24 protein-coding genes, 1 tRNA gene and 1 other RNA gene are annotated in these 20,518 nt (G+C 70.3%); 13 read left to right on the top strand and 13 right to left on the bottom strand.

What is annotated here, in order from left to right:
• Positions 1–41: 41 nt before the first annotated feature.
• Together ACFZ8E_RS17710 and ACFZ8E_RS17705 are read right to left on the bottom strand one after the other, a co-directional pair.
• Positions 42–2,189, bottom strand: coding sequence for a glycosyltransferase family 2 protein (locus ACFZ8E_RS17710; protein WP_405044406.1), 2,148 nt, complete (start codon positions 2,187–2,189; stop codon positions 42–44).
• A 19-nt stretch (positions 2,190–2,208) separates the two neighbouring features.
• Positions 2,209–3,426, bottom strand: coding sequence for a hypothetical protein (locus ACFZ8E_RS17705; RefSeq protein ID WP_405043365.1), 1,218 nt, complete (start codon positions 3,424–3,426; stop codon positions 2,209–2,211).
• Positions 3,427–3,660: 234 nt separating this feature from the next.
• Between ACFZ8E_RS17705 and ACFZ8E_RS17700 the strand changes: the two genes are divergently transcribed.
• A tRNA-Val gene (locus ACFZ8E_RS17700) sits at positions 3,661–3,735 on the top strand.
• A 203-nt stretch (positions 3,736–3,938) separates the two neighbouring features.
• Here ACFZ8E_RS17700 and ACFZ8E_RS17695 read toward each other — a convergent pair.
• On the bottom strand, positions 3,939–4,334 hold the full coding sequence (locus tag ACFZ8E_RS17695; protein WP_147842056.1) for a TIGR02300 family protein: 396 nt from the start codon (positions 4,332–4,334) through the stop codon (positions 3,939–3,941).
• Between the two features lie 177 nt (positions 4,335–4,511).
• Between ACFZ8E_RS17695 and ACFZ8E_RS17690 the strand changes: the two genes are divergently transcribed.
• Positions 4,512–4,700 (top strand): hypothetical protein, encoded by a 189-nt coding sequence (locus ACFZ8E_RS17690; RefSeq protein ID WP_147842055.1) that lies wholly within the window; start codon positions 4,512–4,514, stop codon positions 4,698–4,700.
• Positions 4,701–4,830: 130 nt separating this feature from the next.
• Here the strand turns inward: ACFZ8E_RS17690 and ssrA are convergent.
• Positions 4,831–5,202, bottom strand: a transfer-messenger RNA (tmRNA) gene (ssrA, locus tag ACFZ8E_RS17685).
• A gap of 93 nt (positions 5,203–5,295) precedes the next feature.
• Between ssrA and ACFZ8E_RS17680 the strand changes: the two genes are divergently transcribed.
• Complete coding sequence (locus ACFZ8E_RS17680; protein WP_405043364.1) at positions 5,296–5,568, top strand: DUF2312 domain-containing protein; 273 nt, start codon at positions 5,296–5,298, stop codon at positions 5,566–5,568.
• 53 nt (positions 5,569–5,621) lie between these two features.
• Here ACFZ8E_RS17680 and ACFZ8E_RS17675 read toward each other — a convergent pair whose 3' ends face one another.
• Together ACFZ8E_RS17675 and ACFZ8E_RS17670 are read right to left on the bottom strand one after the other, a co-directional pair.
• Entirely contained in the window at positions 5,622–7,169 is a 1,548-nt protein-coding gene (locus tag ACFZ8E_RS17675; protein ID WP_405043363.1) for a GMC family oxidoreductase, read from the bottom strand.
• Positions 7,166–8,587 carry an alpha/beta hydrolase gene (locus tag ACFZ8E_RS17670; protein WP_405043362.1) on the bottom strand — a complete coding sequence of 474 codons (1,422 nt, stop codon included), beginning with the start codon at positions 8,585–8,587 and terminating at the stop codon, positions 7,166–7,168. The genes ACFZ8E_RS17675 and ACFZ8E_RS17670 overlap by 4 nt, the downstream gene beginning before the upstream one ends.
• Positions 8,588–8,833: 246 nt before the next feature.
• On the opposite strand from ACFZ8E_RS17670, the gene ACFZ8E_RS17665 reads away from it, so the two are divergent.
• From ACFZ8E_RS17665 to rpsI, 3 genes are all read left to right on the top strand, one after another.
• The gene (locus tag ACFZ8E_RS17665; protein WP_405043361.1) at positions 8,834–9,412 is read left to right on the top strand and encodes a CoA-binding protein; all 579 of its coding nucleotides are present in this window, start codon (positions 8,834–8,836) and stop codon (positions 9,410–9,412) included.
• Between the two features lie 228 nt (positions 9,413–9,640).
• Positions 9,641–10,102, top strand: a complete 462-nt coding sequence (rplM, locus tag ACFZ8E_RS17660; RefSeq protein ID WP_147750196.1) for a 50S ribosomal protein L13 — start codon at positions 9,641–9,643, stop codon at positions 10,100–10,102.
• Between the two features lies 1 nt (position 10,103).
• The gene (gene rpsI / locus ACFZ8E_RS17655) at positions 10,104–10,589 is read left to right on the top strand and encodes a 30S ribosomal protein S9 (protein ID WP_147842051.1); all 486 of its coding nucleotides are present in this window, start codon (positions 10,104–10,106) and stop codon (positions 10,587–10,589) included.
• 136 nt (positions 10,590–10,725) lie between these two features.
• On the opposite strand, the gene ACFZ8E_RS17650 is transcribed toward rpsI, so the two are convergent.
• The gene (locus tag ACFZ8E_RS17650) at positions 10,726–11,229 is read right to left on the bottom strand and encodes a hypothetical protein (RefSeq protein WP_243932519.1); all 504 of its coding nucleotides are present in this window, start codon (positions 11,227–11,229) and stop codon (positions 10,726–10,728) included.
• A 177-nt stretch (positions 11,230–11,406) separates the two neighbouring features.
• Between ACFZ8E_RS17650 and argC the strand changes: the two genes are divergently transcribed.
• The 5 genes from argC to ACFZ8E_RS17625 all read left to right on the top strand — a co-directional run bounded on the left by argC (position 11,407) and on the right by ACFZ8E_RS17625 (position 15,099).
• On the top strand, positions 11,407–12,354 hold the full coding sequence (gene argC, locus ACFZ8E_RS17645) for an N-acetyl-gamma-glutamyl-phosphate reductase (protein WP_405043360.1): 948 nt from the start codon (positions 11,407–11,409) through the stop codon (positions 12,352–12,354).
• Positions 12,355–12,429: 75 nt separating this feature from the next.
• Positions 12,430–12,900 (top strand): nuclear transport factor 2 family protein, encoded by a 471-nt coding sequence (locus ACFZ8E_RS17640; RefSeq protein ID WP_147858225.1) that lies wholly within the window; start codon positions 12,430–12,432, stop codon positions 12,898–12,900.
• 70 nt (positions 12,901–12,970) lie between these two features.
• Positions 12,971–13,864, top strand: a complete 894-nt coding sequence (gene argB / locus ACFZ8E_RS17635; RefSeq protein WP_147727765.1) for an acetylglutamate kinase — start codon at positions 12,971–12,973, stop codon at positions 13,862–13,864.
• Between the two features lie 123 nt (positions 13,865–13,987).
• Entirely contained in the window at positions 13,988–14,698 is a 711-nt protein-coding gene (locus tag ACFZ8E_RS17630) for a pyrimidine 5'-nucleotidase (RefSeq protein WP_405043359.1), read from the top strand.
• Positions 14,695–15,099, top strand: coding sequence for a metallopeptidase family protein (locus ACFZ8E_RS17625; protein WP_147727767.1), 405 nt, complete (start codon positions 14,695–14,697; stop codon positions 15,097–15,099). The genes ACFZ8E_RS17630 and ACFZ8E_RS17625 overlap by 4 nt, the downstream gene beginning before the upstream one ends.
• Before the next feature lie 4 nt (positions 15,100–15,103).
• Here ACFZ8E_RS17625 and ACFZ8E_RS17620 read toward each other — a convergent pair whose 3' ends face one another.
• The 4 genes from ACFZ8E_RS17620 to ACFZ8E_RS17605 all read right to left on the bottom strand — a co-directional run bounded on the left by ACFZ8E_RS17620 (position 15,104) and on the right by ACFZ8E_RS17605 (position 18,806).
• Positions 15,104–16,348, bottom strand: coding sequence for a peptide ABC transporter permease (locus ACFZ8E_RS17620; protein ID WP_243932522.1), 1,245 nt, complete (start codon positions 16,346–16,348; stop codon positions 15,104–15,106).
• A 136-nt stretch (positions 16,349–16,484) separates the two neighbouring features.
• Positions 16,485–17,009 (bottom strand): DUF2937 family protein, encoded by a 525-nt coding sequence (locus tag ACFZ8E_RS17615; protein ID WP_147842044.1) that lies wholly within the window; start codon positions 17,007–17,009, stop codon positions 16,485–16,487.
• A 71-nt stretch (positions 17,010–17,080) separates the two neighbouring features.
• On the bottom strand, positions 17,081–18,082 hold the full coding sequence (locus ACFZ8E_RS17610) for a WD40 repeat domain-containing protein (RefSeq protein ID WP_405043358.1): 1,002 nt from the start codon (positions 18,080–18,082) through the stop codon (positions 17,081–17,083).
• A 49-nt stretch (positions 18,083–18,131) separates the two neighbouring features.
• On the bottom strand, positions 18,132–18,806 hold the full coding sequence (locus tag ACFZ8E_RS17605; RefSeq protein ID WP_147858227.1) for a YoaK family protein: 675 nt from the start codon (positions 18,804–18,806) through the stop codon (positions 18,132–18,134).
• A 207-nt stretch (positions 18,807–19,013) separates the two neighbouring features.
• Between ACFZ8E_RS17605 and ACFZ8E_RS17600 the strand changes: the two genes are divergently transcribed.
• Positions 19,014–19,439: a response regulator gene (locus ACFZ8E_RS17600; protein ID WP_147728008.1), complete on the top strand. Its 426-nt coding sequence runs from the start codon at positions 19,014–19,016 to the stop codon at positions 19,437–19,439.
• Between the two features lie 39 nt (positions 19,440–19,478).
• Entirely contained in the window at positions 19,479–19,844 is a 366-nt protein-coding gene (locus ACFZ8E_RS17595) for a photosystem reaction center subunit H (protein ID WP_147728009.1), read from the top strand.
• A gap of 53 nt (positions 19,845–19,897) precedes the next feature.
• On the opposite strand, the gene ACFZ8E_RS17590 is transcribed toward ACFZ8E_RS17595, so the two are convergent.
• Positions 19,898–20,254 carry a hypothetical protein gene (locus ACFZ8E_RS17590; protein WP_405043357.1) on the bottom strand — a complete coding sequence of 119 codons (357 nt, stop codon included), beginning with the start codon at positions 20,252–20,254 and terminating at the stop codon, positions 19,898–19,900.
• A gap of 4 nt (positions 20,255–20,258) precedes the next feature.
• Complete coding sequence (locus ACFZ8E_RS17585) at positions 20,259–20,486, bottom strand: hypothetical protein (protein WP_147844422.1); 228 nt, start codon at positions 20,484–20,486, stop codon at positions 20,259–20,261.
• Positions 20,487–20,518: the final 32 nt, after the last annotated feature.

Here is a 20,518-nt window from a genome sequence, read left to right as displayed (position 1 = left end):
TTTCTTTGCGCAAGGCGGCGCTACACGCGCCGAGCCGGCGGTTAAAGACGGTAATGTGCCGAATTGCGCGAAAGGTTGACGTTGTAATAGGGGTCGGCCTTCAGTTCTGCGCCCCAGCGCTCCAGCATGGTGTTCGCCTCGCCTTCGAAGCGCGCGCGCTTCTCGGGCGTGTCTTCGCGCCCACGGCTCTTCGACTCGTGGTGGACGAGCCTGGAAAACGGCGTCCACACGATTCGATAGCCGGCCGCCCGGATGCGCAGGCACAGATCCACGTCGTTAAACGCCACCTTCAGGCGCTCGGCATCGAACCCGCCGACCGCCCGGAACACCTCCGCTCGCATGGCGAGGCAGGCTCCGGTCACCGCCGAGACCTCGCGCGCCTGGACCATGCGTCCGAAATAGCCGGGATCTTCGTCAGCGACCCCGTGATGCGAATGGCTTGCGACGCCGCCGATGCCGAGAACCACGCCGCCATGCTGCACCGTCCCGTCCGGATAGAGCAGCTTCGCGCCGACCGCGCCGACTGTGGGATCGAGGGCGGTCGCCACGAGTTCGCGCATCCAGCCCGGCTCGATCACCTCGACGTCGTTGTTGAGGAACAGCAGCACGGGGCCGGTCGCCGCGGCGGCGCCGCGGTTCGATAGGTCGGAGAAGTTGAAGGCCCCCGGCGCCGGCAGCACGCGCAGGCGCGGCTCACGGGCGTAGGCGGAAAACAGCGCGGCCGTCTCCGGCTCGCGGCTATCGTTGTCAATCACGACGATTTCGATGTCGGGATAGTCGGTACCCGTGAACAGGCCGTCCAGGGTGACGCTCAGGAGCTCCGCCCGGTCCCGCGTCGGAATAATCACCGAGACGCGGGGTGGCGGCGTCGGCATCGGCCGGACGAGGCGGTTGAAGCCCAATGGTCCGCGTTCGGCCCGTGCCCCCCAGGGAGCGACGATCTCGGCGAGCGCGGTCAGGCGCGCGGCCTCGGCCTGGGCGAGGGACCGATCCGAGAACGTTCCCGAGCCGGTCGCCGCACGCCAATGATACAGCACAGCGGGAATATGGCGGATGCGGGAGGGATCGAGGCCATCGGTGAGGCGCAGCAGCAGATCGTGGTCCTGGCTGCCCTCGAACCCCGGACGCAGGCCGCCGACGGCCCGGAGCGCTTCCGTGCGGATCACCGTGAGGTGGTTGACGTAGTTCTGCCCGTACAGGAGCTCGCGGTCGAAATCCGGCTTGAAGTGTGGCTCGAAGCGGCGTCCGCCCGCATCGATCTTGTCCTCGTCGCTGTAGATCAGCACGAGGCGGGGGTCGGCGCGGATCACCCGCGCGACCTCGTAGAGCGCCTCAACGGGCAGCGCATCGTCGTGGTCGAGGAAGGCGGTGAAGGTTCCCGCGGCCATCGCAATCGCATCGTTTGTCGCTCTGGCGATGTGCCCGTTCTCGGAGCGGCGCTTGACCTTGATGCGTGGGTCCGCGGCGGCCTGCCGGGCGAGCAAAGCCGGGATCGCCGGGTCGGTCGAGGCGTCGTCGACGATGCACAGCTCCCAATGCGGGTAGAGCTGGTCGCAGACCGAGCGGAGCGCAGCGCGCAGCACCCGCGGCGACGGATCGTGCACCGGCATTGCCACCGAGATCAGGGGTGGATCGTCCCAGGCGAGGATCTCGGCGCGGATGCGGCGGCGGTCGGCCGGGCTCAAGGTGGCGCGGCGGCGAATCCAGGCCGGGTAGCCGCTCTCGGTGCGGTAGCGCAGGGCCCGGTCAAGGAAGCTGCGCCCGCGCACCCGCTTGCCGACGCTCCGCCAGTACACCGCCCAGAAGGTGAGCTCGGGCGAACGGAATAGGGCACGGGCGATCAATGGCAGCCGACCCCGGCGGTGGATGGCGATGCGGTTCGGCGTAGGCGCCCGCCCGCCCGCCAGCGCAGCGATCCGCAGAGCGCGCGCGGCAGCCGGCAACTGGCCGGTCCAGGCAAACACGCCGCCACCGAGGGGCTCGTCGGCCAGCGGCGTGCTGGCGCGGCCTTCCTCGGCCACGAGCACGCTCATCAGCATGCGCGCGTCGCGGGCCGCCCCTGGATCGCCGGTCAGGGTGATGGTGACCCAAGTTCCCGCGAGGTCGAGCCCAGAGAGGTCGATGCGCAGCCCGTTCGCGTCGTGGGCCACACTCAGGCGCTGCGGGGAACGGCGGCCGCTGGTAAGTATCGCCTCGACCTTGCTCACGTCATTCGGTCCAGTACTTCGCCAACGACATCAGCACGGCGTCGGACATCGCGACGTCGAACACCAGCATGTCATCGACGGCCCGCACGCCGCGCAGGCGTTCGGCAAGCGCCAGGGTTTCGGCCGGAACCGGCGTCGGAACCGGGACCGGCACCGTGCCCGCGAGGCCGAGCCGGTCGAGAAGGGTGGAGGCGAAAGCGTCGAAATAGGTCCGGTGTCCGACGATGCCGACGCGAGCGAGGATCTCGATCGCGACGATGGAGTTGCCCGGATGCACCCGGTCGTCGGGCAGGCGAGTACCGAGCTGGCGCGACAGCGGGTTGTAGAGCAGGTGGTAGGCCGGCTGGGGCAGCATGCGGAAGAAGCGCTTGAGGCTTTTCACGTCGGTGTAGTCGTAGCCCCCGGCAAACAGCGACGCCTCGGCGTAGCGCCCGATGCGCCAGCCTTCCGCGTCCTTGGCCGCCGCATCCGCCCGTTCCTTGAGCCACAGCATCCTCGTCGCCATCTCGACATAGGGATCCTGCACCAGGATCGCCGAGAGCATCCGGTCGGGGGGGAAATACTGCTCGTAGCGCGGCACGACGACCGCGCCGGACAGAAGTTGCGAGGTCGGCAGCGGGTTTCCGAAAATGCTCGATAGGATCTCGTCGGAGAGTCGGTGGAGATTGAAGTAGGAACTCCGGAAATACGGGAACAGCGCGTTCTGGATCGCGACCTCCGGATGGATGCCGGTGTTGATCAGCATCACACGGCGGTCGACGAGGTCTTCATCTGAGATGCGCCGGTGCACGAGCACGTTGGTGTCGGCATCGTACAGGTTGAGGCGGGGCATCTCCGAGAGACCCGGCACCACGGCGTCGTTCAGCTCGAATACGCATTGCCCGGTGGAATGCCATCCGTTCTGGCGAAACGGGTCGTGGACGATGCTCGCGGGCACATCGGTCAGGCGCAGGCCGTCGACGGACACGACGACCCGGCTGATCGCCAGCGGATTGTCAGGAACGATCCATCCGCGGATGCAGTGCTGCGTATCGAAGTCAATGTAGAACCGCATGTCGCATCGCTGCCGCGCCCAGTCCGGGCCCCAGTCCGGCGCGCCGATCCAGGCCCACCGAAATCGGGCCATAGCGCATTTTCGCACGCCCGTGCAGCGCCGGTTCATCCGGGCCCGGGGTAATCGCCCGAAAGCGCTCACCCTTGTTTTCCTGGCGCCAAGCACCGGCGGCGGCCTCGGCGAGCACTTCGCTCGACGCCCGAGATGAAATCCGTCCTTCCGGGCACGCTCCACGGAGCGCTTTTCGCGCTCGGTATACAGGGCGCTCGCCTCGAGCAGTGGCCGGCTGGCATTTGGGCTTGCCGACTATGGGAACGAACTTCGCGGCGCGCTGCGGCTTGCGCCGCCCCACGGCGGAGGCTATAGGCCCCCTACACCGAAGCGAAACGGCTTCGGCGAGGGCGCGTAGCTCAGCGGGAGAGCACTTCCTTGACATGGAAGGGGTCACAGGTTCGATCCCTGTCGCGCCCACCATTCCGCTTTCGTGGAATGATCGACGAACGAAGCGAGGGCTCCGCAGGGGGCCCTTTTTTCTTGGCCGAGGCGTCGTTTCGGACACGTTCCCAGGAGGACGCCGACGATCGCTCATCCCGACATGCGATCGGCTCGACGCACCGGGGGTGCATCGAGCCGGATCCTATCGCGGGGATCGAGCCGACCCGACCCGTCGCGAACGCTCAATCGTCGTCGTCTTCCTCGACGTCGACGAGATCGGTGGTGTCGTCGTCCTCGTCGTCGACCACGAGGGTGTCGTCGTCGGCGGTTTCGCCGTCGGCATCCGGCTCGATGACGTCGTCGCCCTCGGTGTCCGTGTCGGTATCCTTCTCGGTCTCCTCGGCCTCGACCTCGTCAAGGGAGACCAGTTCCGGACCGGCGGCATCGGCCTCGTCGTCGTCGGCGACCGGATCCTTGCGGGCGGCGATCGGCGCGGACCGGCTGGCGAAGGGGGTGAGGGCGGCGGTCGGGACGACCTCGCCGGAATAGGGGGAAACCACCGGATCACGACCGAGGTCGTAGAACTTCCTGCCGGTCGTCGGGCAGATCCGTTTGGTACCGAGTTCGGGACGAGCCACGTGCGCCTTCCTGTGTCAGTGCGATCAAGCCCCGTGATGTCGCGGGTTTTCGCGCGGTGTCAATTCATGTCGCTCGATGCGCGCATGGCGGCCCTGCATCGAAGGCGGAAAAAAGCAGTCCGGAACGCTGTCGGCGTCCCGCTCGTTCGGTCTCCACATCCAAGGAGACCAACGCTCATGAAGATCGCCATCCTCGCCGGCCTGCTCGCCCTCGGCGCGCTCGCCCAATCCGCACCGGCCGAGGCCAAGGGCTGCATCAAGGGTGCCATCGTCGGCGGCGTCGCGGGCCATATGGCCGGCCACGGCAAGATGGGTGCGGCCGCGGGCTGCGCCGTCGGGCACCACAACGCCAACAAGAAGCGCTGAGGGCTTCGTAGCGCTCGGCCCCGCCGTTTCTCGAGACGGTGGGGCTGCGAGCGCACATGCCGGGCCGGGTGGCCTGGCGCATCGAGCACGCGAACGCCGACGAGAAGGAAAAGGTGGGTCCCAGGGCCGAAGCCCCGGGTTCTGTTTCGACGGTTACCCTACCGCAAGATGCTTACGCCGCGAGGCGGGCATCCATGACAACGTTATCGTTGGCATTTAGGATTTGGTCAGGTGCCCGAAACGGGGGTTGCCCGCGTCGAACCGGTCGAGTCCCTACCGACAGTCGCATCGTACCTCACCGGAGTGAAGCTGAACTCGCGATCCCTTTACCGCCCAGTCGAACCTATTTCGCCCCCATCAGAAACGCAGCTCCGTCAGGCGTCGCCCGCTGCGTTCGTGGTGGAGGCGCCGGAGTACTGCCCTCCGGGTCCTGAAACGTTATTACGAACCGGTCATCAACCGCACCCCTGATATAGCCGGTCCCCGGCCGAAAATCCAGATCCCTCGTGCGGCGGCGTGCGGTCTCGCCTTAACCGTTCGCTCACCCCGATGCGCGACGAGCCGGCCGTGGCTTCTCGCGAACAGAGGTTCTTGGATGACCGACACGATTGGGATCGCCGGCGACCGCATCCGCTCCATCATCGAGCGGGTCGAGCAGGTCGACGAGGAGATCAAGACGCTGATGGAGGCGAAGAAGGAGATCTTCGCCGAGGCCAAGGGTGAGGGCCTCGACGTGAAGATCCTCAAGGAGATCATCCGCCTGCGCAAGCTCGACCAGGATGCGCGCGACGAGCACGAGACGCTGCTCGACGTCTACATGCGGGCCATGGACGCCCCCGCCCCGAAGCCCGAGGCGATCGCAGCCTGACGTCGCGCGATCGGTCGCTCCGACGGGGCCCGCCGCCGGCGCGTCCCGTCGGATCAGGCCCGGCTCAGCACCTTCTCGGCACTGCGCAGGCTGAGCGCCATGATGGTCAGGGCCGGGTTCGCCGCGAGCGAGCTCGGGAAGGTGGAGCCGTCGCAGATCCACAGGTTCGGGACCTCGAAGGATTTCCCGAACGGGTCCACGACGGCCTCGTCGCCGTCATGCCCCATGCGGCAGGTGCCGATGGTGTGGGCGACCCGGTCGAGCGCCCAGATGTCGCGGGCGCCGGCCCGCGTCCACAGGTCGATCATCAGCTTCGTCGCGTGGGCGTTCAGCCGCTCCTCGTTGTGGCCGTAGCCGAAATCGATGGTCGCCTTGCCCATGCCCAGGGCGTCGGTCTCGTCGGAGAGCGTCAGCCGGTTGGCATCGCACGGCAGGGTCTCGCCGTTGATGCCGATGCCGGCGACGTGGTTGTAGTCCGCCAGGTAGTCGCCGAGCGCCTTGCCCCAGAGCTTGCGGCCGCGGGCCACCGAGTTGGCGAAGGTCAGCGGCGCGACGCCGAGGCTCTGGACGAGGTAGCCGCCGGCGAAGTCGGCGTCCTTCGGCCGGATCATGTCCTCGGTGATCAGCGACGACGGGTAGCCGCGGTTGGGCCGCGTCTCGGCGTCGAACGTGCCCCAGACCTGGGTCGCGACGTGACCCATGTAGTTGCGCCCGACCTGCCCGCTGCCGTTGGCCAGCCCCGTATGCAGCAGCAGCCGCGCGGTCTCGACCGAGCCGGCGCAGAGGAACACCTGCGCGCAACGCTGGCGGCGGTCGACGCCGCCCTGCCGGTAGACCACCGCGGTGATCCGGCCGTCGCGATCGCGCTCGAACCCGTGGGCCCGCGCCTCGGACCGGATCTCGGCGCCGTGGGCCACCGCCAGGGGCAGGTAGGTCACGTCCATGCTGGTCTTGGCGCCGTTGCGGCAGCCCTGGTGGCAGTAGCCGCAATTGATGCAGGCCGGGCGCAGGCCCCCGCCCTCCTGCGCGAAGTCGCGGGAGACCACGGCCGCGGGCGCATCGGTCGCGCGGATGCCCGCACCCTCGCAGGCCTGCGCCATGATCTGCGCCGACGCGTTGCGGGGCACCGGCGCGAGGGGGTAGCGACGGCTCGCGTCCCACGGATAGCTATGCGGGCCGGAGACGCCGATGAAGGCCTCGACGCGCTCGTAGAACGGCAGCAGCTCGTCGTAGCTCACGGGCCAGTCGACGCCCTCGCCGGTCTCAGTGCGGATCATCAAATCGCGCTGGTCGGCGCGCGGGCAGAACGCCCCCCAGTGCAGGGTCGAGCCGCCGACGCCCGTGCCGCTGTTGTTGCCGCCGAAGGCTTCCGGGGTCGAGCCGCCGCTCAGGCGCTCGTCGGTCCAGTAGATCTCGTCGGCGAGCGTTTCGTCGAAGGCGAAGCCCTTGGGGTCGAAGTTCGGGCCGGCCTCGAGGGCGACCACGCGCGATCCGGCAGCGGCGAGGCGCGCCATCAGCGGCGCGCCGCCGGCACCGGTGCCGATCACCACCGCATCGACGACCTCGTCGGTCGCGTAGCGCGTCATGGACTCGAGGTTCATCGTCCGTCCCCACCCTGCGCGACGGGCTCCCAGCCCTCGCGCTCGCCCAATCCGACCTTGGTGAAGCCCACCGGCCGGGCCCCGTCGCCGCCCGCACCGATGCCGGAGAACCCGATCCAGGCGAGCGCCGCCGGATGGGCGAGCCAGGTGCGCACCACGTCGGCGCGCAGGTCCTCGAACCAGACGATCAGCTGCTCCGGCGCGAAGCCGAGCGCCGATCCGCCCGGCAGGACGCCCTTCTCGATCGCCCGGAGCAGGTCGTCCTGCGCCGCGCCGTCGAGGGCGAGGAAGCGCCGACCGTCGGCGCCCGCCGCGGCATCGAGGCTGCGAAGCGCGGTCTTGTAGGCCGATGCGTCCGGCGGCAGAGCGGAGAACCGCCAGCCGTCGCCCTGGCCGCTCGCGAGCCGCGCGTCGATGCGGGCGGCGAGGTCGATCCCGGCGGCCTGCGGCAGGACGCGGGCGACGAGGGCGCGCAGGATCGCGAGCTCGATCGCGTCGAGGGCCCGCGGTCGATAGCTGGGATCTTCGGGCTCGGCCCGCGCGCGCAAGGCGTCGCGCAGGCGGCTGTTGACCCGGTCCGACGCGATGAGTCTCGCATACGCCGCGTCGATCACAGGCGTCTCGGCAAACGTCGTGTCGGGTGCGGCCGCATGGGCGCGGATCAGGTCGGCGACCGCGTCGGGCCGCTCGATCGGCAGCAGATGGCCGGCGCCGTCGAGGGTGACACGGCGCGATGAACCGAGATGCGGCGCCACCAGCGCGGCCTGCGCCTCCGGCCCGAGGTCGCCGTCCTCGCCCCCGGCGAGGATCAGGGCCGGGGTGCGCAGGATGCCGATGCGCTCGCACCAATCTTCGCGGCTTCCATCGCTGAGCCAGGCCCGCCAGGCCGCCGGCGCGGCGCGCAGCACGTCGGCGACCGCGGCTTCGGCGCGTTCGGCGGGGAGGGGAGAGCCGACGTTGCTCTCGATGAAGGCCCAGGCTTCCGCCTGCCGGGTCGCCGCGTCGGCTCCGATCCAGGCGATCATCGTCTCGCGGCGCGCCTCTTCCATCGGCTCGGGGCTCGGCGGCGATCCCGCGAGCAGCACGAGGCCGGAGAGACCGTCCAGCCCCGCCTCGCCGTCCTCGGCGCGGCGGGCCAGCGCGAGCGCCACCTTGGCACCCATGCTGTGCCCGGCGATCAGCCAGCGCGCCGGGGCCGCCGCACGGATCTTGCCCGCGACGTGATCGGCCATCGCCGCGACGTCGTAGCCCGGCACGTCGGCGGCGTCGCCGAAGCCGGGGAGGTCGATCGGGACGCACGCGACCGCGGCGCCGAGGCGATCGGCGACCTGCGCCCATTCCCGTGCGCTGCCGCCGAGGAAGTGCAGGCAGAACAAGGTCGGCGGCGGGGAGGGGGCGGACGGGACGTTCGGGCTCATGCCAGCAAAGTTGCGCGGGACGCCCGGCAATCAAGCGACCTAATTGCCGCGCTTGGCGCCGAATGCGGCGCGCGATGCCCCGCGCGACGTGGACCCGTGGCGCGGGGCCCCCCGCCGCCGGCACGGCGATGGCCGACACCCGGGGGATCGACCGCCGGAACGACCCGAGACCGTGCACCGGGTCGACCCGATCCGCGCGCAGCCGTAAGCAGAGCGGGCTGCGATCCGAAGAAGAAGCCAAGCCCGATGATCCCGACCCTCGACCAGGTTCCCGACGGCCTCGCCACCCGCCACGACCGCTACGCCGACGCGCATATCCGCGCCACGCTGCGGGCGACGCGCACCATCGCCCTGGTCGGCGCCTCGGCCAATCCGGCGCGTCCGAGCTGGATCGTGCTGAAGTACCTGCTCGATCGCGGCTACGCGGTGACGCCGGTCAATCCGGAGCTCGCCGGGCAGACGCTGCTCGGGCGCCCGGTGGCCGCGTCCATCGCCGAGATCGGCGAACCGATCGACATGGTCGAGATCTTCCGCAACTCCGCCGCCGCCGGCGGCCTCGTCGACGAGGCCTTGGCCCTGGACCCGCGGCCGAAGACGATCTGGATGCAGCTCGGCGTGCGCGACGACGCGGCCGCCGCCCGCGCCGAGGCGCGCGGCGTCACCGTGATCATGAACCGCTGCCCGAAGATCGAGTACGGCCGCCTGTCCGGCGAGATCGGCTGGACCGGCGTCAACTCGCGGATCATCAGCGCGAAGAAGCCGGTGCTCGCGGCCAAGGGCGTGCAGAAGTTCACCATCGCCCCGCGCGGCGGCGGAACGGATTGAAACGCTGCGTCCGCAGCCGGCGTAACAGCACCGGTTCCCTCCTTGCGGTATCCTAATACCACTAGGCCGAACCCCTTCCAGAACTTCGCTTTTCGGACGATGCGCGCCCGTGAAACGGCTTGACCTCGACCCTCGGCCCGTCTATCCAGCGCCCAACGCCGCCGCGTCCCCCGACGCGGCGGCGGCTCGTTTTTCGATACACCACCGAGCGCCAACGGAATTCGGCTTATGAAAACCTTTTCGCTGAAGCCCGCCGACGTCGACAAGAAGTGGATCGTGATCGACGCGGAGGGCCTCGTCGTCGGCCGTCTGGCTTCGATCATCGCCCTGCGTCTGCGCGGCAAGCACAAGCCCGCCTACACCCCTCACGTCGATTGCGGCGACAACGTCATCGTCATCAACGCCGACAAGGTGAAGTTCACCGGGCGCAAATACGTCCAGAAGGTGTACTACCACCACACCGGCTTCCCCGGCGGCATCAAGGAACGGTCGGCCAAGTTCATCCTCGAAGGGCGCTTCCCCGAGCGCGTCGTGGAGAAGGCCGTCGAGCGCATGCTGCCCCGCGGCCCGCTGTTCCGCCAGATCATGGGCAACCTCCGGGTCTACAAGGGCACCAGCCACCCGCACGAGGCCCAGCAGCCGCAGACGTTCGACGTCGGCGTCCTCAACCGCAAGAACGTGAGCGCTTAAGATGGCGACGCTTCAGTCCCTCTCCGACCTCAACCGGTCGAACGCCGGCGGCCTCGACAACGAGCACGCCGCCCCCGTCCACGTCCAGAAGCTCGACGCCCAGGGCCGCGCCTACGCCACCGGCAAGCGCAAGGACGCGGTCGCCCGCGTCTGGATCCGCCCCGGCACCGGCAAGGTCGTCATCAACAAGCGCGCGGTCGAGGTGTACTTCGCCCGCCCCGTCCTGCGGATGATCCTGCGCCAGCCGCTCACGGTGGCCAACCGCGTCGACCAGTACGACATCACCGTTACGGTCGCCGGCGGCGGCCTCTCGGGCCAAGCCGGCGCGGTGCGCCACGGCCTCTCGAAGGCGCTGACCTACTACGAGCCGGAGCTGCGCGCGCCGCTGAAGCGCGAGGGCTTCCTCACCCGCGACAGCCGCGTGGTCGAGCGCAAGAAGTACGGCCGCAAGAAGGCCCGCCGCAGCTTCCAGTTCTCGAAGCGCTGATCGGCCCGGTCGGACAAAGGAAAAGGCGGCTCCTCGCGGAGCCGCCTTTTTTCTTGGTTTGGTCGAACCGCCGGCTCGCTTATCGCGCGGCGCTTCGAAGGGCGTCCGATGGAGTAGGCCGTCGAACCACTCCGTTTCAGGCGTGGACGGCCTTCTCCAGCTCGGCCTTGGACATCTTCGAGCGCCCGGCGACCTTCTGCGCCTTGGCCTTCTTCATCAGGTCGGCCTTGGTCTCGCCGGAGGCGGACTTGCGCGCCGCGGCGGCCTTCTTCGCCACGTCCTTCGGCTGCTTCGAGAACTGCTTGCCCTTGGCCGTGTCGCTGCGCTTCTTCTCGGTCGAGCGGTCGTACTGCTCGTCGGAGACCGCCTCGCGCGCCTTCTTCGGCAGGTAGCGTTCCCCGGTCTTGCCGCTCTCCTTGCCGGACTTCGTGTCCCACGCCTCGTCGGTCCACTGCTTGAGATGATTGTCGTCGGTCTTCTTGCCGGCATAGCCGCCGCCGGCCTTCTTGTATTCCTGGGTCGCGAGCTGAGCCTTGCGGGCCGACCATTGACCGGCCTTTCCGCCCTTGTCGCTCTTCGTGACCTTGTCCTTGGTCTTCTCCCAAAGCTTGGGGTCGGTCTTCTTCGCGGTCTCGGACATCGCTCGATCACCCGTCGTCGTGGATTTTGCCAACAACGAGAGCACGCCGGCCCCGTTCCGGCGGTGATGCGATGGCCTGTTGATGACGCCCGGCATTGACAGGCCGGCACGCACCGGCCACCTCCCGCACGGCGACGCGACGCCCCGGCGGCGGCCGGATTCGAGGGTGCGACGACGATGGCGGGCGAGAACCACAAGCCGACGGTGTTCATCGACGGCGAGGCCGGCACCACCGGGCTCGGCATCCGCGAGCGCCTGGAGCGCGACGGCAAGGTGACCCTGCGCAGCATCGCGCATGCCGACCGCAAGGATGCCGGCGTGAAGCGGGCGCTGCTCGCCGAGGTCGACCTCGTGGTGCTCTGCCTGCCGGACGACGCCGCCCGCGAGACGGTGGCGCTCTGCGACGCGCTGCCCGGCGGCGGCCCTCGCGTGCTCGATGCCAGCACCGCCCACCGCGTCGCGGCAGGCTGGACCTACGGCTTCGCCGAGATGGCCCCGGGGCAGGCGGAGGCGATCGCCGCCGCGCGCCGGGTCGCCAACCCCGGCTGCTATCCCACCGGCGCGATCGCGCTGCTGCGGCCCCTGGTCGAGGGCGGCCTGATCCCGTCCGACTTCCCCGTCAGCATCAACGCGGTCAGCGGCTACAGCGGCGGCGGCAAGAGCATGATCGAGGCCTACGAGGCCGGCTCCGCGGCCCCGTTCCTGCTCTACGGCCTCGGCTTCGCGCACAAGCACCTGCCGGAGACGCAGGCCTATTCCCGGCTCACCGCCCGGCCGATCTTCATCCCGTCCGTCGGCGCGTTCCGGCAGGGCATGCTGGTCTCGATCCCGCTCCATCTCGACGCGTTGCCGGGCCGTCCGTCCGCCGGCGATCTCGAGAACGCGCTCGCACGCTGGTACGCGGAGCAGGCGCTGGTGCAGGTGGTGATCGGCGCCACCACCGGCGCGCACAAGGAGCAGATCGAGCCGGAGGCGTTGAACGACACCGACCGCCTCGAGCTGCGGGTGTTCGGCTCGGCCGAGCACCGTCAGGCGGTGCTGGTCGCGCGCCTCGACAACCTCGGCAAGGGCGCCTCCGGGGCGGCGGTGCAGAACATCGGCCTGATGCTCGGGCTCGGCGCCTGAGCCGCCATCCGGCGCATTGACGTGGCCCGACGGCCCGCGAACAATCGGGCATCCGCAACAGGAGACCGTTCCAGCATGACCGAGACGCGCCCACCGCTGCCGCCGTTCGACGCCTTGTCCGCGGCGAAGAAGGCGCGCGGCGCCGAGGATGCCTGGAACACCCGCGATCCCGAGCGGGTGTCGCTCGCCTACACCCCCGACAGCTGGTGGCGGAACCGTTCCGAGTTCCTGACCGGGCGGCCGGCGATCGTCGCGTTCCTGACGCGCAAGTGGGAGCGCGAGCGCGAGTACCGCCTGATCAAGGAGGTCTGGGCCTTCCACGAGAACCGGATCGCGGCGCGCTTCGCCTACGAATGGCACGACGCGTCCGGGCAGTGGTTCCGCTCGCACGGCAACGAGCAGTGGGAATTCACCGAAACGGGCCTGATGCGCCGCCGCGAGGCCAGCATCAACGACGTCGCGATCGACGCGTCCGAGCGCAAGTTCCACTGGCCGCAAGGACCGCGCCCGGCCGACCATCCGGGCCTGAGCGACCTCGGCCTGTGACCGCGTTTCGCGGTTCGCCCGCGTTCCTGTAGAAGCCCGCGCGTCGCGATGCCGGCGCGAAAGGATGCCGATGACCGAACTGCCCAACGTGCACGTCCGTGCCGAAGTCCTGGCCCAGGCGCTGCCCCACATGCAGCGCTACGACCAAGAGATCGTGGTTATCAAGTATGGCGGGCATGCCATGGGCGACGCTTCGGCGGCCGAGGACTTCGCCGAGGACATCGTGCTGCTCGAGCAGTCGGGCGTGAAGCCGATCGTCGTCCACGGCGGCGGCCCGCAGATCGGCCGGATGCTCGACCGGCTCGGCATCCAATCCGAGTTCCGCGGCGGCCTTCGCGTCACCGACGAGGCCACCGTCGAGGTGGTCGAGATGGTTTTGGCCGGGTCGATCAACAAGCAGATCGTCGGCTGGATCTCGGCCGAGGGCGGCCGGGCGATCGGCCTGTGCGGCAAGGACGGGAACATGGTCCGCGCCAAGCGGGCGTCGAAGACCGTGATGGACCCCGAGAGCCGGGAGATGCAGACGGTGGACCTCGGCCTCGTCGGCGAGCCCGAGCATGTCGAGCGCGGCGTCCTCGACGCGGTGCTGAAGGCCGAGCTGATCCCGGTCCTGGCGCCGGTGGCGTACGGTGCCGACGGCAAGACCTACAACGTCAACGCCGACACCTTCTCCGGCGCCATCGCCGGCGCGCTGCGGGCCAAGCGCCTGCTGCTGCTCACCGACGTGCCGGGGGTGCTCGACAAGGACAAGAACCTGATCCCGGAGCTGACGGTCGAGGATTGCCGGCGGCTCATCGCCGACGGCACTATCACCGGCGGCATGATCCCGAAGATCGAGACCTGCATCTACGCGATCGACCAGGGCGTCGAGGCGGTCGTCATCCTCGACGGCAAGGTCAACCACGCGGTGCTACTCGAGCTCTTCACCGATTACGGCGCCGGCACCCTGATCCGCCGAAGCTGACGGACGAACGCACCATCGAAAGCGCCCGGGTCGTGCTTCGGCCCGGGCGACCGCATCGCGCCCCGCGGTCATTTTCGGAGACCGGACATCTCGAACAGAACCATACCCGGCGAGAGCCACGTGATGGCCCCGGATGCGCGCGGCTTCGAGGCCGTCGACACCTGGGTGTTCGACCTCGACAACACCCTCTACCCGAGCGACGCCATGGTGTGGCCGCAGGTGGACGAGCGCATCACGCTGTTCGTGATGCAGCTCTACGGCCTCGACGGGCTCTCGGCGCGTGCGCTGCAGAAGTATTTCTACCACCGCTACGGCACGACGCTGAAGGCGCTGATGGTCGAGGAGAACGTCGACCCGCACGCCTTCCTCGACTTCGCCCACGACATCGACCACGCGACGATCCGGCTCGACCCGGCTCTGGGCGACGCGATCGAGCGGCTGCCCGGGCGCAAGCTGATCCTCACGAACGGCTCGCGCAGGCACGCCGAGAACGTCGCGAAGAGCCTCGGCATCCTCGACCATTTCGAGGACGTGTTCGACATCGCCGCCGCCGACTTCGTGCCCAAGCCCGAGCGCGCGACCTACGAGCGTTTCCTCGCGCAGCATCGGGTCGACCCGACGCGGGCGGCCCTGTTCGAGGACATCGCCCGCAACCTCGCGGTGCCCCACCAGATGGGGATGGCCACCGTCCTCGTGGTTCCGGCCGCGATCGACCCCTACCGCGAGGCGTTCGAGCAGGAGGCGGTGCGGGGGGCGCATATCGACCACATCACCAACGACCTCGCCGGCTTCCTGCGCAGCTGCGTCCTTCCGGTGGCGAAGGACGCCGCGTGAGCCTCGCCGCCGCCAAGGCGCCGAGCCTCGCCGAGATCGAGGATCTGGCGCAGGCGGCCTTCGCCGCGCTGCCGGCGGAATTCCGGGCGCTGGCGAAGGACGTCCGCATCGTCGTCGACGATTTTCCCGACGACGACACGCTGACAGAAATGGCTTGCGACTCGGAGTTCGACCTGCTCGGCCTGTTCCGCGGCATCGGGCTGGCCCAGGCGGGCGAGACCGTGACGGGCCAGATGCCGAACACGGTCTGGCTCTATCGCCGGCCGCTGCTGGATTACTGGGCCGAGCACGACGAGACGCTCGGCCACCTCGTCGCTCACGTCCTGATCCACGAGATCGGCCACCATGTCGGGCTCTCGGACGCCGACATGGCCGGCATCGAGGCGGCGGCCGACCTCTGACCCGTCAGGCGCGCGGCGGCTCGCCCGGCGTCGGCAGCTTAAGGCGGCTGACCTTCGGGCGCCGCGTGCGGAACTGGCCGCGCTCGATCGCGACGAAGACCAGGATGGTGATGGCGAGCGTCGTCAGCCACCACACCACCGTGAGCCCGACGCCGATGCAGGCGATGGTGAAGGCGGCGGCGAAGCCCGCCATCGCCCCGGGAACCAGCAGCGGCACGTCGCGGCCCGCCCGGCGAATCGAAGCGTAGAGGGCGAAGGCGGCGGCGAGCGCCCCGACGACGCCGAGCTCGTACCACATAGCGAACAGCGCCGTGCTCGGGGCGTTCACCGGGATCAACCCGAAGACCCGGCCGCGCAGCGCCGTCTCGAAGCCGTGGCCGGTGATCAGCCGGACCGGCTCGGTGGTCACGATCCGCTGCCAGCTCTTCAGCGTCAGCACGCCGGGGCTGAGCGGCCCGAACAGGGCGGCGCCGATCGGTCGCGCCAGGAACGGCAGCAGCGGCGCCACCGCGAGCAGGCCGGCGGCCAGGCCCGCGGTGAGGCCGACGCCGAGGCGCAGCCGGAAGCTCGTCACGGCGAAGGCGAGGGCGCCGATCGCCAGGGCCGCGATCTGCCCGACGTTCGGCGAGACCGCCAGCGCCACGGCGACCACCACGGCGAGGCCCAGCGCCTCGCGGTCGCGCCGGCGCGAGCGCAGCCACGCCACCGAGGGCCAGAGCAGCAAGGCCAGGAGGGTGAGGCCGCGATCGAGCGCGTTGTCGTCATCGGGCACGCCGCGCATCAGGGTGTCGCCGAACAGGCCGAGCACGATGGCGACGATCGCCGCCGCGGTGACGCCGAGCGGCAGCAGGTAGAGGTTCGCTGAGCGCATCCGGTCCGGCAGCGCCATGTAGCCGGCGAGCGTCAGCAGGATCGTCGCGACGAGGTTGGCGAAGCGCTCGGAGGCGGCGCCGGGGAACGGCGTCCAGACCAGCGACAGCGCCATCCACACCAGCACGAGCAGGCCGGCGAGGAAGGCCGGCGCGCGCAGCAGCCGGGCGCTGCCCGACAGCAGCGGGCGCTGGCGCCCGTCGATGGCGCTGGCGATGATCAGCAGCGCGACCGCGATCGGGGCGAGGATCACCGTGGCGCGGCGCGCCACCTGCGCCACCACCGGCACGATCACGAACAGCCCGAAGAACCCGACGCGGCGCAGAAGCGCGGCCGCATCGAGCGCCGGGTCGATCGTCTGGGTGGATGGGCGCGCCATGGTGCGACTCGAAACCAGCGTGACGGCGACGTGCCCGGGAAACCCGGCCGCGCCCGTCCTTGCCTTTCCGCTTAAGCAAGCCGCGCGCTAGGAGCTGTAGACGCCCGGCCACACAGGGGCGCCGACGTCGCCCGCCTCAGGCGGTCGTGACCTCCGTCCGCGGCCGGCGGCGGACCACGCGGCGACCGACGTCGGACAGCACGCGCCAGCCGCCCCAGGCGGCGAGGAACCCGAGCAGCCCGGCCACCACCCCGTCCGTCGTGGTCGGCAGCGCCGGGTCGTAATCCTGGTAGGTGGCGCGGGCGAGCGGCACGTCCGGGTCGCGGATCACGGCGGCGAGCCGCCCGAGCGGGCTCGTGGCCGAGGCCAGCGCCTGCTGCTGCGCCGAAAGCCGGGCGAGCCGCTCGATGTCGTAGCGCGCCGCCTCGCCCCGCCGCGCGACCAGGGTGTCGGGGTTGGTGCGAAGCCGGTCGACCGCCCCGTCGCGGGTGTTGCCGGTGGCCTTGGCGTCGGAATCGAGCGTCGCGATCTCGCGCTTCAGCTCGTCGAGGGCGCCGCCGAGGCGCTGGGCGTATTGCTGGGCGAATTCGGGGCCCTGCGCCGCCAGCCCGCCGCCGAGGAGGCCGAGCGCCAGACCGAGGGTGCGGAAGACACGGAACACGGCATCGCCTCGTCGAAATGGTCGTTGCAGAAGAGCACGGCGACGGCGGCAGTTCCAGAACCCGGTCGGATTCAGGCCGGCAGGGTCAGCAGGCCCGCCGCGCCGTCGACGCATCCGAAGGCCAGCCGCCCGCCCTTCGCGTCCCAGGCGAGCGCCGAGATCGCGCTGCCCTTCACCGCCGGGCGGACCAGCAGCTCCGAGGCGTCGGTGAAGCGCACGAGCAGGATGCAGCCGTCCTCGTAGCCCATCGCCAGCACCAGGGCCTTGGGGTGGAACGCGACGCGCGAGACGCGGGCCGGGCGCACCCCGCACTCCCGCGGGGCCTTGCCGGTCGGGCCCTCCTTCGAATCGAACGGCCAGACGATCGCGGCCTCCGCGCCGCTGGTGGCGAGCCAGTGCCCGTCCGACGACCACGACACCGAGCGCACCTTGGCCGGGTAGCCGGACATCCGCATGTGGCCGCGGTCCGGCTGCAGGCGCCAGCCGTGCAGCGCGTTCTCCTGCATGGTCGAGACGACGAAGCGCCCGTCGGGCGACCACGTCACGTCGATGTGCGAGCCCTTCCACTCGACCATCTCGGCCGGGGTCTCGTGGTTGGGGTACCAGAGCGAGACGCCGTTGTAGTGCGACGCCGCGAGCCGGTAGCCCTTCGGGGCGAAGGCGAGGCCGCGGGCGGTGGAGGGGGCGGTGAGGGTCCGCTCGCGCCCCTTGGCGTCGCGGGCGACCACGCTGCGCGCGGCGGCGTAGGCGACCGACCCGTCGGGGTGCAGCGCCAGCGCATCGATCCAGGCGCCGCCCTTGGCGGTGGCGACCTCGGACAGGGTGCCGTCGGCCCCGATCGCCACGACGCGCCCGTCGTCGCCGCCGGTGACGAGGCGGTTAGCATCGCCGGCGGCGGCGAGGATGCCGGCCTCGGGATGGGCGGCGAGGCGGCTCGAGGTGCCGTCGCGGCTCAGGACGATCGTGCCGTCGCCGAGCGCCAGCAGCAGCGCGTCCTTCACGAAGTGCGCGGCGACGACGTGGGCGCCCGCCTCGATCGGCGCGACGTGGGTGGTCAGCGAGGTGTTGCTCATCGGGCGACTCGATCGGAACGAAGGCGGACAGGACGGGTGCGGAACGGGATCAGGCGGCGGGCGGCTCGGGCATCATCGCGCGGTGGCGGAGCGCGAAGATCGCGGCGACCAGCGCGAGAACGCCCGATATCGCCGCCGGGATCACCAGGGCATAGAGGTCGAGGCGGGCATAGGCCACGGCGCCGGCGAGGGCGCCGACCAGGAGGGCGGCCCAGACCGCCCCGTCCCCGACCCAGCCGAAGGGCGGCCCGGTGCGGGTGAGCGCCTGCGCGATCTTCTGCCCGAGGCTGAACAGCGCTCCGGTGACGAAGGTGGTGCCGGCGCGAAACCCCTTCACCTGCGCCAGCACGGCGTTCTGCGAGCCCATCGCCACCGCCATGAAGAACGAGGCGATGCCGAGCTCCGGGATCGCGAGGCCGACGCCCAGGGCGGCCAGGATCAGCAAGGCCTCGTAGCCGAGCACCGCCGGCGTCGCCCAGGGGAAGGGGACCAGGATCGACAGCCCGCTGCCGAGGACCGCGCCGGCGAGGAACCCGCCGATCAGGACCGCCGGCAGCACCACGTGCGCGAAGTCGGCGTGCCCGAGGAAGACCGAGAGCTGCGTGGTGTTGCCGCTCATGAACGAGGTGTAGAGGCCGCCGAGGCGCACGAAGCCGAGGGCGTCGACGTATCCAGCGAGCGCCGTCAGCACGAGGCCGGTGCCGAGCTGCCAGGACCGGCTCACGAAACCCGATCCGGTGCGCGTTCCGTCAACACTCGGTTAACCATTCCCAGCGCCTCGTCCAGGGGCGGGCGGGCAGGGTTAAGGCTTCGCTCACCAAACCTCGGCAATTCGATGCAATCACGGCGAACGCCGGAGCACAGGGCCCCGTTGGTCTTGCGATCCGGCTGCGGGACCTTCGTTCCGCGCCGGGTGAGTTGGAGTTGCGTCATGATGTCCTTCGCCTGCGCCGCCATCGGCCTGCCGAGCTACCTCGACCGCGCGCCCACCACCGTCCTGGTGGTGGAGGACGAGCCGTTCGTCTGCGAACTGGCGGCGGAGGCGCTGCTCGACGAGGGCTACCGCGTCCTGACCGCCGCGGATGCCTGGGAAGCCGAGGCGATCCTCGCCCGGGAGACCGTCGATCTGCTCTTCACCGATATCGATCTCGCCCGCAACACGAACGGGATCACGCTGGCGCGGGCCGCCCGGGCGCATTGCCCCTCGCTCCCGGTGGTCTACACCTCCGGCGGCCGCGCCTGCCTCTCGCAGGGCGAGGCCGTCCCCGAATCGATCTTCGTGCCGAAACCCTATCGACCGAGCCAGCTGGTCGCGCTCACGAACGACATCCTGCGCAGCCACGCCCACCACGCCTGATCCCGATCCCTCGACGCACGACGCCCGGAACCCTGACGCATGCGCCTCGCTCACGCCGCCCTCCTGATGCTCGCCGCCGGCCTCGCCACGCCGGTCGAAGCCGCCTGCGACGTGAAGGGCGCCAAGATCGAGGAGACGATCGCCCGGAAGAGCGAGCTGCAGGAAGCCGCCAACAAGCAGACGGTGCGCGACCTGCGCACGCTGCGCGACGCGGCGATCGTGCTCGAAACCTATTCCTACGTCACCGAGTGCGAGCGCGTTCTGGAGATCGTGAAGACCCTGGCCGCCGACCCGGAAAAGACGATCGAGAAGGGCGACACCGACGAGGAGAAGGCCGAGGACCTGCAGGAGGCGCGCAAGCCCAAGCCCGCCTTGGAGCCGGCCGCGCCGGCCAAGCCCAAATGACTAAGCCCAAATGATCACGCCCACATGATGGGGAAGCCCGGGTCGGTCCGCCTCTACCAGCCGAACCGCGCGATCCGGGCGAGCTGCGCATTGCCGGCGGCCTCGTCCCGGCCGAGGAGCGCGACCCGCTCGGACAAGCCGTAGGCGGTCGGCGAGAACGGCAGCGACAGCAGCACGACGCCCTCGGTCCGCGATCGGTTCACCGAGGCGATCAGGCAGGCGATCACGGGATCGTCCTCGGGCGCGCCGACGCAGTCGGCCCGCGGGCTGCCGAACAGCGGCCGGTTCGGCAGCGTCAGCTGGATCGTGGTGCCGCCGCGCCGGTCGGGGGCCGGCGGCAGGCTGTAGCTGCGCACGAACAGGGCCGGGACCAGCACCAGCAGCGCCAGGACGACGAGAGCCTTGCGCATGGCCTCAGCCCGGCTCGTCGAAGCGGCTGCGGAAGAACACCTCGCGCCCGGCGCCGTCGATCACCCGGACCGCCTCCGCCGGCCCGCCCGAACGCTGCGGGACGCGGGCGCGGGCGAACAGGCGCAAGGCGCGTTCCTGCGCGCCCTCGAGCCCGGCGCTGCGCACCGAGATCCGCGTCTGGACGTCGCCCGGCTCGGGGCCGAGGACTTCGATGTGAAAGGTCTCGCGCACCGCCGTGCCTCTGCCCTAACTCGGACGCATCG

The sequence above is a fragment of the Methylobacterium sp. HMF5984 genome (assembly GCF_045033435.1).
Classification (GTDB): domain Bacteria; phylum Pseudomonadota; class Alphaproteobacteria; order Rhizobiales; family Beijerinckiaceae; genus Methylobacterium.
This window is presented reverse-complemented; position numbering and strand designations above follow the sequence as displayed.

Bases quoted from the DNA above. Each gene is read 5' to 3' on its own strand.
- ACFZ8E_RS17690 (WP_147842055.1), top strand. From the start codon at position 4,512: ATGAAGATCGCCATCCTCGCCGGCCTGCTCGCCCTCGGCGCGCTCGCC.
- ACFZ8E_RS17680 (WP_405043364.1), top strand. From the start codon at position 5,296: ATGACCGACACGATTGGGATCGCCGGCGACCGCATCCGCTCCATCATC.
- ACFZ8E_RS17675 (WP_405043363.1), bottom strand. From the start codon at position 7,169: ATGAACCTCGAGTCCATGACGCGCTACGCGACCGACGAGGTCGTCGAT.
- ACFZ8E_RS17670 (WP_405043362.1), bottom strand. From the start codon at position 8,587: ATGAGCCCGAACGTCCCGTCCGCCCCCTCCCCGCCGCCGACCTTGTTC.
- ACFZ8E_RS17665 (WP_405043361.1), top strand. From the start codon at position 8,834: ATGATCCCGACCCTCGACCAGGTTCCCGACGGCCTCGCCACCCGCCAC.
- rplM (WP_147750196.1), top strand. From the start codon at position 9,641: ATGAAAACCTTTTCGCTGAAGCCCGCCGACGTCGACAAGAAGTGGATC.
- rpsI (WP_147842051.1), top strand. From the start codon at position 10,104: ATGGCGACGCTTCAGTCCCTCTCCGACCTCAACCGGTCGAACGCCGGC.
- ACFZ8E_RS17650 (WP_243932519.1), bottom strand. From the start codon at position 11,229: ATGTCCGAGACCGCGAAGAAGACCGACCCCAAGCTTTGGGAGAAGACC.
- argC (WP_405043360.1), top strand. From the start codon at position 11,407: ATGGCGGGCGAGAACCACAAGCCGACGGTGTTCATCGACGGCGAGGCC.
- ACFZ8E_RS17640 (WP_147858225.1), top strand. From the start codon at position 12,430: ATGACCGAGACGCGCCCACCGCTGCCGCCGTTCGACGCCTTGTCCGCG.
- argB (WP_147727765.1), top strand. From the start codon at position 12,971: ATGACCGAACTGCCCAACGTGCACGTCCGTGCCGAAGTCCTGGCCCAG.
- ACFZ8E_RS17630 (WP_405043359.1), top strand. From the start codon at position 13,988: ATGGCCCCGGATGCGCGCGGCTTCGAGGCCGTCGACACCTGGGTGTTC.
- ACFZ8E_RS17620 (WP_243932522.1), bottom strand. From the start codon at position 16,348: ATGGCGCGCCCATCCACCCAGACGATCGACCCGGCGCTCGATGCGGCC.
- ACFZ8E_RS17610 (WP_405043358.1), bottom strand. From the start codon at position 18,082: ATGAGCAACACCTCGCTGACCACCCACGTCGCGCCGATCGAGGCGGGC.
- ACFZ8E_RS17600 (WP_147728008.1), top strand. From the start codon at position 19,014: ATGATGTCCTTCGCCTGCGCCGCCATCGGCCTGCCGAGCTACCTCGAC.
- ACFZ8E_RS17595 (WP_147728009.1), top strand. From the start codon at position 19,479: ATGCGCCTCGCTCACGCCGCCCTCCTGATGCTCGCCGCCGGCCTCGCC.
- ACFZ8E_RS17590 (WP_405043357.1), bottom strand. From the start codon at position 20,254: ATGCGCAAGGCTCTCGTCGTCCTGGCGCTGCTGGTGCTGGTCCCGGCC.